The 14,058-nt window shown below is 61.0% G+C and carries 11 protein-coding genes; 5 read left to right on the top strand and 6 right to left on the bottom strand.

Annotation, left to right across the window (positions count from 1 at the left end; all coding sequences use genetic code 11):
• Nucleotides 1-85 precede the first annotated feature (85 nt).
• A complete protein-coding gene (locus ACS4RR_RS02700; RefSeq protein ID WP_456189683.1) occupies nucleotides 86-1,474 on the bottom strand; it encodes an RsmB/NOP family class I SAM-dependent RNA methyltransferase in 1,389 nt (462 codons plus the stop codon).
• On the bottom strand, nucleotides 1,465-2,427 hold the full coding sequence (gene htpX, locus ACS4RR_RS02695) for a zinc metalloprotease HtpX (RefSeq protein ID WP_222384334.1): 963 nt from the start codon (nucleotides 2,425-2,427) through the stop codon (nucleotides 1,465-1,467). Before htpX ends, ACS4RR_RS02700 begins: the two co-directional genes overlap by 10 nt.
• A gap of 111 nt (nucleotides 2,428-2,538) precedes the next feature.
• Between htpX and ACS4RR_RS02690 the strand changes: the two genes are divergently transcribed.
• Entirely contained in the window at nucleotides 2,539-2,763 is a 225-nt protein-coding gene (locus ACS4RR_RS02690) for a DUF1674 domain-containing protein (protein WP_170260837.1), read from the top strand.
• 221 nt (nucleotides 2,764-2,984) lie between these two features.
• Here the strand turns inward: ACS4RR_RS02690 and acs are convergent, their stop codons facing one another.
• Nucleotides 2,985-4,940 (bottom strand): acetate--CoA ligase, encoded by a 1,956-nt coding sequence (gene acs, locus ACS4RR_RS02685; RefSeq protein ID WP_222384332.1) that lies wholly within the window; start codon nucleotides 4,938-4,940, stop codon nucleotides 2,985-2,987.
• Between the two features lie 231 nt (nucleotides 4,941-5,171).
• On the opposite strand from acs, the gene ACS4RR_RS02680 reads away from it, so the two are divergent.
• Nucleotides 5,172-5,876, top strand: coding sequence for a DUF1013 domain-containing protein (locus ACS4RR_RS02680; RefSeq protein WP_007632151.1), 705 nt, complete (start codon nucleotides 5,172-5,174; stop codon nucleotides 5,874-5,876).
• A gap of 183 nt (nucleotides 5,877-6,059) precedes the next feature.
• On the opposite strand, the gene ACS4RR_RS02675 is transcribed toward ACS4RR_RS02680, so the two are convergent.
• Together ACS4RR_RS02675 and ACS4RR_RS02670 are read right to left on the bottom strand one after the other, a co-directional pair.
• Nucleotides 6,060-7,970 (bottom strand): propionyl-CoA synthetase, encoded by a 1,911-nt coding sequence (locus tag ACS4RR_RS02675; protein WP_456189682.1) that lies wholly within the window; start codon nucleotides 7,968-7,970, stop codon nucleotides 6,060-6,062.
• Between the two features lie 82 nt (nucleotides 7,971-8,052).
• Entirely contained in the window at nucleotides 8,053-8,712 is a 660-nt protein-coding gene (locus tag ACS4RR_RS02670; protein WP_222384330.1) for a YggS family pyridoxal phosphate-dependent enzyme, read from the bottom strand.
• A 199-nt stretch (nucleotides 8,713-8,911) separates the two neighbouring features.
• Between ACS4RR_RS02670 and leuS the strand changes: the two genes are divergently transcribed.
• The 3 genes from leuS to holA are packed head-to-tail and all read left to right on the top strand — an operon-like array spanning nucleotide 8,912 to nucleotide 13,104.
• Nucleotides 8,912-11,542: a leucine--tRNA ligase gene (leuS, locus tag ACS4RR_RS02665; RefSeq protein WP_222384329.1), complete on the top strand. Its 2,631-nt coding sequence runs from the start codon at nucleotides 8,912-8,914 to the stop codon at nucleotides 11,540-11,542.
• Nucleotides 11,532-12,053 (top strand): LPS assembly lipoprotein LptE, encoded by a 522-nt coding sequence (gene lptE, locus ACS4RR_RS02660; protein WP_222384328.1) that lies wholly within the window; start codon nucleotides 11,532-11,534, stop codon nucleotides 12,051-12,053. Before leuS ends, lptE begins: the two co-directional genes overlap by 11 nt.
• Before the next feature lie 10 nt (nucleotides 12,054-12,063).
• Nucleotides 12,064-13,104, top strand: a complete 1,041-nt coding sequence (gene holA, locus ACS4RR_RS02655; protein ID WP_260297419.1) for a DNA polymerase III subunit delta — start codon at nucleotides 12,064-12,066, stop codon at nucleotides 13,102-13,104.
• A gap of 51 nt (nucleotides 13,105-13,155) precedes the next feature.
• Here holA and ACS4RR_RS02650 read toward each other — a convergent pair whose 3' ends face one another.
• Nucleotides 13,156-14,037 carry a ParB/RepB/Spo0J family partition protein gene (locus tag ACS4RR_RS02650; RefSeq protein WP_017966015.1) on the bottom strand — a complete coding sequence of 294 codons (882 nt, stop codon included), beginning with the start codon at nucleotides 14,035-14,037 and terminating at the stop codon, nucleotides 13,156-13,158.
• Nucleotides 14,038-14,058 lie beyond the last annotated feature (21 nt).

Raw genomic sequence — 14,058 nt, 5'->3', positions numbered from 1 at the left:
CGGTTTTGGAGAGCGGCATGCGTGAAACGAGGCGATGAAACGCCTCGTATAGCCCAGGCTCACCGCCAGCGCTCAAGCCTTGCCATCAGGCCACGCGCCGCAGCACGGCCGCATAGAAGCCGTCGAGGCCGGAGGCAATGCCGTCAGGCATTTTCGCCATCGTGGGAAGCGTGCGGAATTCGCCGAGCGGCGTGATCGCTGCCTCAAGGCTGGGCCAGTCCCCGGCGCTGATCGGAACGCGCTCAACCGCATCCGTATCGGCAAGTATACGGGCGACGACGTCCTCACCCTCGACAGGATCGAGCGAACAATTCGAAAAAACCAGCGTGCCGCCCGGCTTCAGCAATGTCAGCGCATGCCGCAGCAGCCGTTCCTGCAGCGCCGCCAGCCTGGCGATATCCTCAGGCCCCTTGGTCCACAACACGTCAGGATGCCGGCGTGTCGTGCCGGTAGAAGAGCAGGGCGCATCGAGCAGAATCGCGTCGAAACGCTCCGTTGGCTCGAATGTCGTCAAATCTGCCTGGATCGTCTCCGCCTCGAGGCCGAGCCGGTCGAGGTTCGACCGCAGCCGTCTCAGCCGATTTTCCGACTGGTCGAGTGCGGTGACTGCGCCGCCGGCAAGGATGAGCTGCGCCGTCTTGCCGCCAGGCGCGGCACAGAGATCGGCGGTGCGTTTGCCCGAGAGATCGCCGAAAAGTTTCGCCGGGATGCTTGCCGCGGCATCCTGGACCCACCATGCGCCGTCGTCGAAGCCTTCGAGCGAAGGGATGCCGCCGTCGAAAGCGGCGAGCCGCACGCCGCCGGTGGGCAGGACAACGCCGTTCAACCGCTTCGCCCAGCCTTCGGGGTCGGACTTGACGGTCAGATCGATCGCGGCCGGTTCGAGCTGGGATCCCGAAATCGCCAGCGCCGCGTCCCGGCCATAGGCCTTTTCCAGCCTCGCGATAAACCAGGCCGGCATCGGCGCGACCTTGCCGATCTCATCGAGCACCTGCTCCTTCTCGCGGCCGAGCCGGCGGAGGATGGCATTGACCAGCTTGGCGAAACGACGATTGCGCGGATCCTGATTGGCCTGCTCGACGGCAAGATCGACGGCCGAATGATCCGGCACGTCGAGATAGAGGATCTGCGCCGCCCCGATTGCAAGCACGTGATGCAGCGCCCTTGCGCCCTCCGGCAGCGGCGAATCCAGCAGCCCGGCAATCGCGGCATCGATACGCGGCAAATGGCGCAGCGTCGCGTTCAGGATGGCGCGGACGAGCGCCCGGTCGCTTTCGCCGAGCGCCCTATAGGCTGGATTGCCGTGTTCATGATCGAGAGCGCCGTCGAGCGGCAGCTTGCGATCAACGACGGCAGCAAGAATTTTTGCCGCTGCAGCCCGGGCCTGTAGGCCAGGCTTATCAGGCGCAGAGCGCTCGGTGGAGGGCTTATGCTTGCGGAATGGCTTCTTCGTGCCGTCTGAATTCAAGACCACGGACCTTTTGGCGGTTGCGAACCACCGCGACCAAGACCCGTATCCGGAACAGAGCGCGATTTGCGCGACGGATTAGCAGCACGAGCAGGCTGCGTCGAGACATTCATGCCGCCTTGCGCCATGTCGTGCAGCGCGGCGATGCGGTTTTCCGTGTTCGGATGCGTGGAGAACAGATTGTCCATGCGCTCGCCGGAGAGCGGATTGATGATGAACATATGCGCCGTCGCCGGGTTGCGCTCGGCATCCGCGTTCGGCACGTGGGCAGCGCCACGCGCGATCTTGCCGAGCGCCGAAGCGAGCCAGAGCGGATTGCCGCAGATTTCGGCGCCGCGGCGGTCGGCCGAATATTCGCGCGTGCGGCTGATCGCCATCTGCACCAGCATGGCGGCGAGCGGCGCCACGATCATCGCGACGAGGACGCCGACGATACCGAGCGGATTGTTGTTGTTGTCGCGATTGCCGCCGAAGAAGAAGGCGAAGTTGCCGAGCATCGAGATCGCGCCGGCAAGCGTTGCCGTGATCGTCATGGTCAGCGTGTCGCGGTTCTGGATATGGGCGAGTTCGTGCGCCATCACGCCTGCGACCTCCTCGGGAGACAAGGCAGCGAGCAGGCCGGTCGAGGCGGCGACGGCGGCATTGTCGGGATTGCGGCCGGTGGCGAAGGCATTCGGCTGCGGACTGTCGTAGAGATAGACCTTGGGCATCGGCAGGCCGGCATTGCGAGCGAGATCGCGCACGATCCGGAAGAATTCCGGCGCATTGCGCTCGTCGACCTCCTGCGCGCGATAGGCTGAAAGCACCATCCGGTCGGAATTCCAGTAGGAGAAGAAATTCATGCCGGCGGCAATGACGAACGCGATCATCATGCCGGCCCGGCCACCGATCAGGAAGCCGACAAACATGAAAAGCGCCGTCATGAAGGCAAGCAACATGGCAGTGCGAACGAGGTTCATTGCGGATCTCCATCTCCGATTTCGGCGTCACAAGCTTTCAATCCCGGCACCGGCGCATTATGATTTGGTTATTCACCAGCCATTTTCAATATTTTCCGGCAGGAGACGGCCATGCAGGACGCCGATAACGACAATAGCGAAACGCCGACGGCCGAAGGAACGGAGCCGCCGCGCAAGATACTGTCCCCGGCTGCCAGACGCGCCCTTGCCGAAGCCGAAGAGCGGCGAGAGAAACAGAAACCGCTGGAGTTGCCGCCTGAGATCGGCGGCCGCGGCGGAGCCGAGCCAGCACGCTTCGGCGATTACGAAATCAATGGCCGAGCGATCGATTTCTAAGTCGATATTCCTATTGGCTCCCTCGTCGTGGCCGAGAATCCGGCTAAGGACATTTAGGCGACGGGTATTTGGCCGCATTCTGGCGGATGTCACCTCGCCGGCAATCTTCTCTCCGGGGCTTCGCCCTTGGATATGTTGGAGGCCGCAAGCCACGCAGCAATAATGCGCAAGCAAAGTGAGCCGCCCCGGAAGCCCGAACGGGCTGGAGCGGCTCGATCCGATCAGGCGGTCACCTTGTTTTGCCGGTTGGCGATCAGATCGTCGACGACTGCCGGATCGGCAAGCGTCGACGTGTCGCCGAGCGCACCGAAATCGTCTTCGGCGATCTTGCGCAGGATGCGGCGCATGATCTTGCCGGAACGCGTCTTCGGCAGGCCCGGCGCAAACTGGATCTTGTCGGGCGAAGCGATCGGGCCGATTTCGGCCCGCACATGCTTTACCAGTTCCTGGCGAAGCGTATCCGATCCCTCGTGACCGGCCATCAGCGTCACGTAGCAATAGATGCCCTGGCCCTTGATCGGATGCGGATAACCGACGACCGCGGCTTCCGAAACCTGATTGTGCGAGACGAGCGCGGATTCCACCTCCGCCGTGCCGAGCCGGTGGCCGGAGACGTTCAGCACGTCGTCGACGCGGCCGGTGATCCAGTAATAACCGTCCGCATCGCGCCGGCAGCCGTCGCCGGTGAAATACTTGCCCTTGTAGGTGGCGAAATAGGTCTGGATGAAGCGATCGTGGTCACCATAGACGGTACGCATCTGGCCCGGCCAGCTGTCGGTGATGCAGAGATTGCCGTCGGCAGGGCCTTCCAACACCTTGCCCTCATTGTCGACCAGCTCAGGCTTGACGCCGAAGAACGGCGTCGCCGCCGAACCGGGCTTCAGATCGGTGGCGCCGGGCAGCGGCGTGATCATATGGCCGCCGGTTTCCGTCTGCCACCATGTATCGATGACAGGGCAGCGCTTGTCGCCGACGACATTGTAATACCACTCCCAGGCCTCCGGATTGATCGGTTCGCCGACCGTGCCGAGCAGCCGCAGCGAAGAGCGCGAGGAGCGCGTGACGAAGTCGTCACCGGCACCCATCAGCGAGCGGATCGCCGTCGGGGCCGTATAGAAGATGTTGACCTTGTGCTTGTCGATGACTTCCCAGAAACGGCCCTGATCCGGGAAGTTCGGCACGCCCTCGAACATCAGCGTCGTCGCGCAATTCGCAAGCGGCCCATAGACGATGTAGGAGTGGCCGGTGACCCAGCCGACATCGGCCGTACACCAGTAGACGTCGCCGTGGTGATAATCGAAGACATATTCATGCGTCATCGCGGCATAAACGAGGTAACCGCCGGTCGTATGCAGCACGCCCTTCGGTTTGCCGGTCGAGCCTGACGTATAAAGAATGAAGAGCGGATCCTCCGCCTTCATCTTCATCGGCGGGCATTCCGCCTTCACCGTGGCAATTTCCTGATGATACCAGAGATCGCGGCCGGGCGCCCAACCGGTCTTGCCGCCGGTGCGGCGAACGACCAGCACCTTGCTGACATTGACATGCTGGCGGGCGGCGATATGGATCGCGCTATCGGTATTGTCCTTCAGCGGCACCGGCTTGCCGCCACGCAGGCCTTCGTCGCAGGTGATGACGAAGGTGGATTCGCAGTCGACGATGCGCCCGGCCAGCGCCTCGGGCGAGAAACCGCCGAAGACGACCGAATGCACCGCGCCGATGCGGGCGCAGGCGAGCATCGCATAGGCCGCTTCCGGGATCATCGGCATATAGATGGTGACGCGATCACCCTTCTTGACGCCGTGCTTCTTCAACACGTTCGCCATCCGGCAGACGTGCTCGTAGAGCTCGTTGTAGGTGACTTTCTTGTCGATATAAGGGTTGTCGCCCTCCCAGATGATCGCCACCTGGTCGCCATTCGTTTTCAGATGACGGTCGATGCAGTTGTAGGAGACATTTGTCTGACCGTCCTCGAACCACTTGATCGACACCTTGCCGCTAAAGGAAGTGTTCTTGACCTTGGTATAGGGCTTGAACCAGTCGATCCGCTTGCCGTGCTTGCCCCAGAACTTGTTCGGGTTCTCGACGCTTTCCTCGTACCATTTCAGGTACTTTTCCTTATCAATCAGGGCGCGCGCCTTCACCGGCTTCGTGACCGGATAGATCTTCTCCGACATGCAACTCCTCCTCATGGGACATGCGACGGACCGCGTGAGCTAACAGGGCCCGGACTTGAAATCACGGCAATTCATAGCAGTTCGCACCGCCACGGCAATTAGACGAAGGTCATTTCGTTTCGGAAGAATTGCAATTCTGCGACAGTGCGGTTATATACCGGCATATTTCCCGGACATTGTGGTGACAATCCACGGACCGCGACCGGCGCGGACGATAGAAGGACTATATCCATGGCTCAAACACTGCTCATGCCGAAGGCGACAGCCATCTGGCTGGTCGACAATACGGCACTGTCTTTCGATCAGATTGCGCAGTTCTGCAAACTGCATCCGCTCGAAGTCAAGGCGATCGCCGACGGCGAAGCGGCGCAGGGCATCAAGGGCCTCGACCCGATCTCGACAGGACAGCTTTCCCGCGACGAGATTGCCCGCGCCGAGGCCAATCCGAACCATAAGCTGAAGCTTTCCGAACCGAAGGTGCGGGTGCCGGAATCCAAGCGCCGCGGTCCCCGTTATACGCCGGTTTCCAAGCGTCAGGACCGCCCGAACGCCATTCTCTGGCTCGTTCGCAACCATCCGGAACTGAAGGACGCGCAGATTTCCCGCCTCGTCGGCACGACGAAGTCGACCATCGAGCAGATCCGCGAGCGCACCCACTGGAACTCCGCCAACCTGGCGCCGATGGATCCGGTCACGCTCGGCCTCTGCAGCCAGATCGATCTCGACATGGAAGTGGAAAAGGCTTCCAAGGGTCGTCCGCTGCCGACCGCTGCCGAGCTGGGCGCAACGCTGCAATCGGCACAGGAAACCGAGCGCCTGACCCCGAGCTACGAGCGCGAGGAGGAAAAGGAAAAGGAAATCGACGCCGACGCCGTCTTCCGCAAGCTGAGCTCGCTGCGCTCGGCCCCGAAGGACGAGGACGACGATCAGTACTGAGATATCAGTAATTTCATGAAAAACCCCACCGGTATGAGCTGACTGGCGGGGTTTTTTATTGCGGATGGCCTGTTTCGAATTAGCTGCGGAACAGGGTCAGAATGTTCTGCGCCGAACTGTTGGCGATCGAGAGCGACTGGGTAGCAGGCCGGTAACGGCGACCGCGTCATGCATAACCTGCTGTCACATCGGCAGGGAGCCTAAACCGCGCCCGCGCAGCGCCTCGGCAATTTCCTCCAAAATCGTTGGATCATCGATGGTTGCAGGCATTTTCCAGGGTATGCCGTCGGCGATCTTCTGCATCGTGCCGCGGAGGATTTTGCCGGAGCGCGTCTTCGGCAACCGGTTAACGGTAATGGCCGTCTTGAAGGCGGCGACAGGTCCGATCGAATCACGAATCATCGCCACGACCTCCGATCTGATCGCCGTCGCGTCACGGGAAACATGTCGTTTCAGCACCAGGAAACCGCAGGGCGCCTGGCCCTTCAACGCATCGATGACGCCGATGACAGCGCATTCGGCGACATCGGGATGACGCGCACAGACCTCCTCCATCGCCCCTGTCGAGAGCCGATGGCCGGCGCAATTGATGATGTCGTCGGTGCGCGACATGATGAAAAGATAGCCGTCTTCGTCGACATAACCGGCGTCGGCCGTCTTGTAGTAGCCGGGAAACTCATCGAGATAGGCCGCGCGGAAACGCTCGTCCGCGTTCCAGAGAGTCGGCAGGCAGCCGGGCGGCAAGGGCAGCTTCACGACGATATTGCCGAGCGTTCCCGCCTCGATCGGATGACCGGCATCGTCGAGCACCGCAATATCATAGCCGGGCATCGGCAGCGCCGGCGAACCGTGCTTGATGGGAAGGACGCCGAGGCCGAGCGGATTTGCCGCGATCGGCCAGCCGGTCTCCGTCTGCCACCAATGATCGATGACGGGTATGCCAAGCATGCGCTCGGCCCATTTCAACGTCTCCGGATCCGCCCTCTCGCCGGCAAGAAACAGTGCCCGTAGATCCGGCATGGGATACTGGCGCATCAGTTCGCCGTCACCGTCCTCCCGCCGGATGGCGCGGAAGGCCGTCGGCGCCGTGAACAGCACCCGCACTCGATACTCCGAAACGATGCGCCAGAATGTGCCTGCATCCGGAGTGCCGACCGGTTTTCCCTCGAAGATCAGCGTGGTTACGCCAGCGAGCAGAGGGGCATAGACGATATAGGAATGTCCGACGACCCAGCCGATATCCGAAGCCGTCCAGAAGACCTCGCCCGGCTTCAGGTCGTAGATATTCCGCATCGACCAGTTGAGCGCGACCATATGGCCGCCATTGTCGCGCACGACGCCCTTCGGCTGACCCGTCGTGCCCGAGGTATAGAGGATGTAGAGCGGATCGGTCGCCTTGACGGGGACACAGGCGATCTCGGCGCCACGATGCTGCGCCACCGCCACCTCGAAATCCTGATCGCGGCCGCTGGCGAGATCTGCCCGAAGCTCCGGCCGCTGCAGCACCAGGCAGCACTCTGGCTTCGAATGCGCGATCTCGATCGCCTGATCGACCAGGGGCTTGTAGGCGACGATGCGACCAGGCTCGAGCCCGCAGCTCGCGGTGATCACCAGCTTCGCACCGCAATCGTCGATGCGCGCCGCAAGTTCGCTGGCGGCAAACCCGCCGAAAACGACGGAGTGAACCGCACCGATGCGGGCGCAGGCGAGCATGGAAAAGACCGCCTGCGGCACCATCGGCATATAGAGGATGACGCGATCGCCTTTGCCGATGCCGCGCTCGAGCAGCGCTGCTGCGATGGCCATCACCTCGCGAAGCATCTCATCATAGGTGAAACGGCGCTTCTCGCCGCTCATTGCGCTGTCGAAGATGACCGCAGTCTCGCCGCCGCGGCCGGCAGCCACATGCCGGTCCACGCAATTGTGGCATGTATTGGTTTCGGCTCCAGAGAACCAGCGGCCATAGACGCCCTCATTGGGCGAAAAAATCCGCTCCGGCGGCTTGAACCAGTCGATGCCGACGGCTGCTTCGCGCCAGAAGGCTTCGGGACCGCGTTTCCAGGCCGCATAGGCCTCATGATAGCCGTTCTGCATTTGCTCCTCCCCAGGACATGCAACCTCGATCTTAAATCTAGACGGGGTGAAGCGAGACAGGAAGCCCGACCAAAGCCGCGTATCAGCGCGCGCCGAAAATCGCCGATCCGACGCGGACGCTTGTGGCGCCGAAGGCGACCGCCGTCTCGTAGTCACCCGACATGCCCATGGAAAGCTTTTCGACGCCGCATTTGAGCGCGAGCTTTGCCAGCAAAGCGAAATGCGGCCCGGGATTTTCCTCAGCCGGCGGAATACACATCAACCCTTCGATGGAAAGGCCGAGCTCGTCGCGGCAGAAGGCGACGAAGGCCGACGTCTCTTCCGGAGCGATGCCGGCCTTCTGCGGTTCCAGCCCGGTATTGACCTGGACGTAAAGCCGCAGCACCTTGCCTTGCCGCTTCATCTCCTCGGCAAGCGCGCGGGCGATCTTTTCCCGGTCCACCGTCTCGATGACGTCGAAAAGCGCTACGGCATCCGCCGCCTTGTTCGATTGCAGCGGTCCGATCAGATGCAGCTCGATATCGGGCCGCTCAGCCTTCAGCGTCGGCCACTTTCCCTGGCTTTCCTGCACCCGGTTCTCGCCGAAAACCCGCTGTCCGGCTTCGATGGCCGGTCGGATCGCCTCCGCCTCGAAGGTCTTCGAGACCGCGACGAGTTGAACGGAACCCGCCGGACGACCTGCTTCGCGTTCCGCGGCGGCAATCCGCGACCGTACGTCGTTCAAACGCTCTCGAAATTCCATCGTTCTGCCTCAACATATCTGGATGAAATGATTGGAATGAACTAGCCAGCCATTCTGTGCTTGCCAAGTCCCGTTTCGGCGAAATCGCCTGGTCACGATCAAGATCGGACGCTTGCAGCACCTGCAAAACTTGACGCTGTAGTGGTTTCATGGTGAAGGTCTCGACCAACTCCCCTGATTTTCCGGAAATACGAATACCATGGCCACCGAACGTTATAATCCGCGCGACGCCGAGCCCCGCTGGCAGCAGAAATGGAATGAAGACAAGGTCTTCGAGACCGACAACGCCGATCCGCGCGAAAAATATTACGTCCTCGAAATGTTCCCCTATCCGTCGGGGCGCATCCATATGGGCCATGTCCGCAATTACGCCATGGGCGATGTCGTCGCCCGCTACAAGCGCGCCCGCGGCTACAACGTGCTGCATCCAATGGGCTGGGACGCCTTCGGCATGCCGGCGGAGAATGCCGCCATGGAGCGTGGCGTTCACCCCGCCTCCTGGACCTACCAGAATATCGCCTCGATGAAGGCGCAGCTGAAGGCCATGGGGCTTTCGCTCGACTGGAGCCGCGAGTTCGCCACCTGCGACGTCGAATATTACCAGCACCAGCAGCATCTCTTTGTGGATTTCCTGGAGAAGGGCCTGGTCTATCGCAAGCAGTCCAAGGTCAACTGGGATCCTGTCGATAATACCGTGCTCGCCAACGAACAGGTAATCGATGGACGCGGCTGGCGTTCCGGTGCGCTCGTCGAACAGCGCGAATTGACGCAATGGTTCTTCAAGATCACCGACTTCAGCCAGGATCTGCTGGACGCGCTGGATACGCTCGACCAGTGGCCGGAAAAAGTGCGCCTGATGCAGAAGAACTGGATCGGCCGTTCGGAGGGCCTGACGATCCGCTGGGAGATCGTGCCGCAAACGGCACCTGCTGGCGAGAGCGAAGTCACGGTCTATACCACCCGGCCGGACACGCTCTTCGGCGCATCTTTCCTGGCGATCGCCGCCGATCATCCGCTGGCGAAGGATGCCGCCGCGAAGAGCCCTGATATTGATGCCTTCTGCGAGGAGTGCCGTCGCGCTGGCACGTCGCTCGCAGCGCTCGAGACCGCCGAAAAGAAGGGCATGGATACCGGTGTCCGCGTCCGGCATCCACTTGATCCCTCTTGGGAGCTGCCCGTCTATATCGCCAATTTCGTCCTGATGGATTACGGCACGGGCGCGATCTTCGGCTGCCCCTCGGGCGACCAGCGCGACCTTGATTTTGCCCGCAAATATGGCCTGCCGGTCGTGGCCGTCGTCATGCCGAGGGATGGCGATGCAACAAGCTTTTCCGTCGGCGACACCGCTTATGACGGCGACGGCGTGATGATCAATTCACGCTTCCTCGACGGCAAGACCACGGAGGAAGCCTTCAATATCGTCGCCGATCGACTGTCTGCCGCTTCGCTCGGCAATGCGCCGCAGGGCGAGCGCAAGGTCAACTTCCGGCTGCGCGACTGGGGTATTTCCCGGCAGCGTTATTGGGGCTGCCCGATCCCGGTGATCCATTGCGATGATTGCGGTGTCGTGCCGGTGCCGAAGGTGGACCTGCCGGTCAAGCTGCCTGACGACGTCGCTTTCGACCAGCCCGGCAATCCGCTCGACCGTCATCCGACCTGGCGTCATGTCTCTTGCCCGAACTGCGGCAAGGATGCACGCCGCGAGACGGATACAATGGATACCTTCGTCGATTCGAGCTGGTATTTCACCCGCTTCACCGCCCCCTGGGAAGATAAGCCGACCGATCCGGAAGCGGCAAACCGCTGGCTGCCGGTCGACCAGTATATCGGCGGCATCGAGCACGCGATCCTGCACCTGCTCTATTCCCGCTTCTTCACCCGCGCCATGCGCGAGACCGGTCACGTCGCCGCCACCGAACCTTTCAAGGGTCTCTTCACCCAGGGCATGGTGGTCCACGAAACCTATAGCCGCGGCGCCGGCGCCGGCCGCGAATGGGTGGCACCCGCCGATATCCGCATCGACGAACTCGACGGCAAACGCCGGGCTTTCCTGCTGACGAACAACGAGGAAGTCGCGATCGGCTCGATCGAGAAAATGTCTAAATCGAAGAAGAACGTCGTCGATCCTGACGATATCATTGCCTCCTACGGCGCCGATACCGCTCGTTTCTTCGTTCTGTCCGACTCCCCGCCGGAGCGCGATGTCATCTGGTCCGAGGCGGGCGTCGAAGGTGCTCATCGCTTTACCCAGCGTCTGTGGCGCCTGATTTCCGAAGCTGCGGACGCGCTCTCTACCGTAGCCCCTGCGCCGGCAACCGATGGGGAAGCGTTGTCAATCTCGCAGGCTGCTCACAAGACGTTGAAGGCCGTGCAGAACGACTACGACAAGCTCTGGTTCAACAAGGCCGTTGCCCGAATTTATGAACTCGTCAACGCGCTGGCCGCACCGATGACGAAGGTTGCCGCAGGCGAGGGTGATGCCACCTATCGCGCAGCGGTACGCGATGCCGCAGAGATCCTGATTCAGCTTGTCTCTCCGATGACGCCGCACCTGGCTGAGGAATGCTGGGCCGCACTCGGCAACGAAGGGCTGCTTGCCCGGGCAAGCTGGCCGCAGTACGACGAAACACTCGTTATCGAAGATGATGTGGTCCTGCCGGTACAGATCAATGGCAAGAAACGCGCTGAATTGACAATTTCTCGCGATGCAGATCAGAATGCCGTCACCGACGCCGTACTGGATCTCGATGCGGTGAAGAACGCCTTGAACGGACAAGCACCGAAAAAGATCATCGTGGTTCCCCAAAGGATTGTAAACATTGTCGTCTGATATCGCTTGCAAGCTGGCCCGCAATGCCGGCATCGCCATGATAATTGCCTCCGCGGCATTTCTCTCCGCCTGCCAGGTTCGTCCGCTCTACTCCGAGAGTTCCGGTGTTACTGAAAAGCTTTCCTCGGTCGGCTTTTCCCCAGCAGGTAGCCGCGTCGAACAACAAGTTCGTAACCACTTGATTTTCCTAGCGTCACGTGGAGCCGGCGAGCCGGAAAAACCGGAATATCTCGTCGAAATGCACGCCTCGTCGATCGTTGCCGATACGTTGCTGAGGGAATCCGACGATACGTCGCGAGCCGGTCGTGTGACCGTCAGCGTCACCTACACGCTGCGCGCGGCGACCGACAATCATATCATCAAGGCTGGCAGCCGCGCGACCACGGCGCTGGTGGATTTCCCTGACCAGGAGTTCGCCAAGCAGCGCGCAATCCGTGATGCCGAAAACCGTGCGGCAGATCAGGTAGCGGAATTCGTAGGGGCCGATATCGCCGCTGCCCTCAGCCGCTGAGGGCGGAGATGTGGCCGAGATAAAATCCCACGAATTCGAGACCTTCCTGCAGAAATCGGCACGGAACTATCGTATTTTCGTCATCTACGGGCCGGATCGCGGCCTTGTTTCCGAACGAGCAGGCTTGCTCGCCGGCAAGAGCGGCGTAGCGCTCGATGATCCTTTCTCGCTGACCAAACTCGATGTCGGCGACCTGCAGAAGGATCCCGGGCGGTTGGTCGACGAGGTCCAGTCGATCGGGTTGTTCGGCGGTGAGAAACTGATCTGGATCCGCGGCGCCGCCAACGAGAAGTACCTCGTCGATTCCCTGGCACTTCTGGCCGAAAAGCCACTCGAAGCCGCCTATCTGATCGTCGAGGCCGGCGACCTGAAGAAGGGCTCGCCGCTGCGCAAGACCGCGGAAGGCGCGCGATCTGTCATGACGATCCCTTCTTACGCCGACGACACCCGCGCCTTGAACGCCTTGATCGATACTGAACTTAGCGCAGAGAAGCTCGGCATTACGCCGGCGGCGCGCCAAGCGCTAATCGCGTTGATCGGGGGCGATCGGATCGCTTCGCGAAACGAGGTGCGCAAGCTCGCGCTTTACTGCCGCGGCTTCGATACGGTCGAAGAACATCACGTGACCGAAATAATCGGCGACGCCAGCGCCATTTCGGTCGACGACGCCGTCGACGCCATTCTCGGCGGTGATCTCAGTGCATTTCTACATACCATGCAAAAGATCAGCAGCTCGAAAACGGCGATCTTTCTGGTTCTCCAGGCATGCCTGAAACAATTCCAGCTTCTGGATTCGATGCGCGCCGAAATGGATGAAAGACGGCTGCAGCCGCCTCAAATCATGCAGACGATGGGGCGGCATTTGCATTTTCGCCGCAAGCCGATCATCGAACAGGCACTGCGCCAGTGGACCGCCGAAAGCATCGCCCGAGAATCCAACCGGCTGCAGGCCGCTATCTTGCAAAGCAGACGGCGACAAGTGCTGGAGGACAGCGTTGCGATGCAAACGCTCCTATCCACCACCCTTCAATCCGGCCGGAAATCCGCCTGACTAGCAACGAGTGAGAGCGTCCTTTGTGCGCCTAAAGGGACGCACGACGCTTTAACGCCTCTCGAGCAAGCGGCAGACTTCCTCGAGCTGCTCCAGTGACTTATAGGAAATTTTGATCTGACCGCCGCTTGCCTTGTGATTGATCGCAACATCAAGGCCGAGCGCATCGGAAAGTGTCCGTTCCAGCGCCAGCGTGTCGGAGTCCTTCTGATCTCGCCGCAAAGCTGGCTGCTGTGGTTCCGATTGGGCCTTGATATTGTTTTGTGCGAGCTTCTCCGCATCACGCACTGACATGCCCTTGGCAACGATCGTACGGGCAAGACTTGCCGGGTCAGATGTCGAAACCAGTGCGCGCGCGTGCCCGGCCGAAAGGCTCCCAGCGGCAAGCAAATCGCGAACCGGATCCGGCAGCTTCAGCAAGCGCAAGGAATTGGCAACGTGGCTGCGGCTTTTACCAATGATTTCTCCAAGGTCGTTCTGAGTGTAACCATATTCCGCAATAAGCTGCTCATAACCCAACGCCTCTTCCAGGGCATTGAGATCCGCGCGCTGCACGTTTTCGACGATGGCGATTTCCAGCGCCGTCTTGTCATCCACATCACGGACAATGACAGGAATCTCGATCAGACCCGCAAGCTGAGCTGCGCGCCAACGTCGCTCGCCGGCGATGATTTCATATCGATCGCGCGACATCGTCCGCACAACAATTGGCTGAACGATACCATGTTGACGAATCGAACTTGCGAGATCGTGGAGCTCTGTGTCATCGAAGAAACGACGAGGGTTACGAGGGTTACGGCTGACGAACTCGATCGGGATCATTCTGTCGGCACTGATAGTCCGCTCGGCTTCCACCGGGACAGGCTGATCCATTTCACCAATCAGCGCCGCAAGGCCGCGGCCCAATCGCCTCTTCGATACATCGTCATTCATGATCTACACTCACCTACACGC

Origin of the sequence: Rhizobium zaerense (assembly GCF_051810725.1) — a bacterium.
Lineage (GTDB): Bacteria > Pseudomonadota > Alphaproteobacteria > Rhizobiales > Rhizobiaceae > Rhizobium > Rhizobium leguminosarum_I.
This window is presented reverse-complemented; position numbering and strand designations above follow the sequence as displayed.

Coding starts and splice junctions, on each gene's coding strand:
- htpX (WP_222384334.1), bottom strand. CDS start 2,427: ATGAACCTCGTTCGCACTGCCATGTTGCTTGCCTTCATGACGGCGCTT.
- ACS4RR_RS02690 (WP_170260837.1), top strand. CDS start 2,539: ATGCAGGACGCCGATAACGACAATAGCGAAACGCCGACGGCCGAAGGA.
- acs (WP_222384332.1), bottom strand. CDS start 4,940: ATGTCGGAGAAGATCTATCCGGTCACGAAGCCGGTGAAGGCGCGCGCC.
- ACS4RR_RS02680 (WP_007632151.1), top strand. CDS start 5,172: ATGGCTCAAACACTGCTCATGCCGAAGGCGACAGCCATCTGGCTGGTC.
- ACS4RR_RS02675 (WP_456189682.1), bottom strand. CDS start 7,970: ATGCAGAACGGCTATCATGAGGCCTATGCGGCCTGGAAACGCGGTCCC.
- ACS4RR_RS02670 (WP_222384330.1), bottom strand. CDS start 8,712: ATGGAATTTCGAGAGCGTTTGAACGACGTACGGTCGCGGATTGCCGCC.
- leuS (WP_222384329.1), top strand. CDS start 8,912: ATGGCCACCGAACGTTATAATCCGCGCGACGCCGAGCCCCGCTGGCAG.
- ACS4RR_RS02650 (WP_017966015.1), bottom strand. CDS start 14,037: ATGAATGACGATGTATCGAAGAGGCGATTGGGCCGCGGCCTTGCGGCG.